Origin of the sequence: uncultured Kluyvera sp., from assembly GCF_902485085.1 — a bacterium.
GTDB lineage: Bacteria > Pseudomonadota > Gammaproteobacteria > Enterobacterales > Enterobacteriaceae > Kluyvera > Kluyvera ascorbata.
The window spans coordinates 1-2,261 of record NZ_CABTJS010000075.1 but is presented as its reverse complement, the minus strand read 5'-3'; the positions used below and the strand labels follow the sequence as shown (position 1 = coordinate 2,261).

At 44.2% G+C, this 2,261-nt stretch carries 3 protein-coding genes; all 3 read left to right on the top strand.

What is annotated here, in order from left to right:
• A partial coding sequence (locus tag RDN66_RS08525; RefSeq protein ID WP_308537777.1) for a hypothetical protein occupies positions 1–309 on the top strand: 309 nt, incomplete at its 5' end.
• Between the two features lie 335 nt (positions 310–644).
• Positions 645–1,580, top strand: coding sequence for a hypothetical protein (locus RDN66_RS08520; RefSeq protein ID WP_308537776.1), 936 nt, complete (start codon positions 645–647; stop codon positions 1,578–1,580).
• A 25-nt stretch (positions 1,581–1,605) separates the two neighbouring features.
• On the top strand, positions 1,606–2,261 hold a 656-nt coding region (locus RDN66_RS08515; RefSeq protein WP_308537775.1), incomplete at its 3' end, for a hypothetical protein.

Below are 2,261 nucleotides of genomic sequence, written 5' to 3'. Positions count from 1 at the left end.
CAGGGCAATCGCGCAGAAGCCTGGTTTGAAATCCGCTACAGATCTAACGATCCTGACCAGGCAGCGAAGATCCGCTCTGGTATCGCGAAACGCCGTTTTATGGAGTCTCAGGTGTTTGGACTGTATGACGACCCGCAGGAGGTGAGCGCGGCGGAAGCAAAAAATATCTTCCGGATGCTGCAAAATCACCGGCAAAAAATCATGGAGTACGAAACTGAATTCGGCCATGCACCGGATACTGACGCCCCTGGAAATGACCGCATTGCAGCGGCAAATCACGACTACACCACGATTATCGATCTGGCGTAAAATGTGTCGGAACAGGAAGTCAGCGATCTGACGGCGATGAGCTGATTGCCAGCAATACTTCTCTGGCACCAGGTTATTATTTAAATTGAGTATAAATGGGAGGATGCTGGTCGACTACTGAATAGTAGTGGTGCCAGAAACATGTTTCTATCATTCTGATATTCATTAATCTGATTAAAATTAAAAAAATAAGCGCCCTAAATTATAATTAACCACTGGTATTGACATTGCCTGGAAACAGGCTGGATAGTGGTGTCTGTTATTACGTTTTTGATTTTTATTTATGTCATTAACTAATATTTAAAAGCTAATTATCTGTGAAGTGAATTACAGCAATGCAGGTAATTATAAAAATATATTTTCGTTATCTGTCGGTACTTTTTATCCGGAGGATTTATGGAAGACCTCTCTTTCAAAAAAAACTATCAGTTTCTTTTATTGCTATGCTGCTGGCCGCATCATCGGTGCAGGCAAAAAAGATACTGGAACCGCAGGTAGGGCCGTGGGTACAATTCACAGGGAAAGGCTATCAGTTCTGCGATACCATGCTTAAAGAATTAAATCGGTTTGACTACTCACAGGTTACCGGCAGCATGGATACCTGCGCTACAGAACTCGTCATACCCCACTTCAAACAACTGAAAGAGCCACCATGGCAAAAACTGGACCCTGAACAGTATCGGCCGCTGTTACGCAGGATATTTTCGGAAGAATTTGAACCACCCCATATCAGGTTGTTTGAGAAAGGATTTTATCAGTTGGAAGAGCGTAGAACTGTGCTGACCCGGGAGGAAGAAGAAAAAATAGAGCAGAGGATAGATAAATTCATTACTGATGGTAGATATCTGCGGGTATGGCGAATGCCATTTCCATCGTGGCTGGAAGAAAGTGCCCGGAATCAGAACATGCCAGTCACGCCTCTGATTTTTATTCAGACAGCTCAGTTCACGGGTAAAGGCTATGCGGACTTTATTGCCAGCTTATGTAAAGGTATTCCGTTATCCCCGTTAAAGATAAGCTCTGGCGCGCTTTATCTGGTGAATGAATCGCTGGATGGCCCCGATCCGCGGACGATGATTTATATACCACAGGACAAGTACAGCAATCCTGTTTTAACGATATTTTCGGGAACGCTCAGGCATATAATTAGGTCGAATAATAAAATATATATGTACAGAGGAATACCTCACTTTGCATCAGTGCGGGGCCCCACATTTGTCAGTAGTGGTAAAAGAGAATGGCTGAATGAAAATTATTGTCAAATTAATTGAGAAAATATCTTAAAAGGAATAAATCATGTCGCTTAATTGGAACTCTTTAACTAATTTTTCAGATAAACTTTACATGTTTATCTGCAGGATGGAATCCGACAGTGAATATAAACGCTGTCATTTGCAGACTGTGGATGGTAACCCAACTATTGGTGCAGGATTTGATTTAGTTGCAGGTGGGGATCTTGTAAGAGATGCCGTTCTGAAAGGAATGGGTTTTCATTTAGCCACTGGTAATATTAACCATCCGCAGAATACTGAAACTGGTTACGCGGATAGGCTAAAAAGGTTAATGGAAGCCCACGTCACCGACGTCAGTCAGTACAACCAAATACTTCTGGAGCGCCGTAATAATACCGACCCGGCTTATGCGGCACTGGTCCCGGTTGGCGACAGGCGTACGACGTTCAGTTTTCATAATGATGCTGAAGTCCGAGAGGTATTTGATAATCTGTGGGAAGATGTTTATAGGGCGCGTGTTATAAACCGGCTACCCGCAGGCAGTGGGGACAATACTGCGCTGACCGAGTCAAAAGAAATAATCGTGCTGGCGAGCCTGGGTTGGAACAATGCAGGCCTGATTGGCCCTTCTTTACGAGAGGCCATCCGGCAGGGCAATCGCGCAGAAGCCTGGTTTGAAATCCGCTACAGATCTAACGATCCTGACCAGGCAGCGAAGAT

Bases quoted from the DNA above. Each gene is read 5' to 3' on its own strand.
- RDN66_RS08520 (WP_308537776.1), top strand. From the start codon at position 645: ATGCAGGTAATTATAAAAATATATTTTCGTTATCTGTCGGTACTTTTT.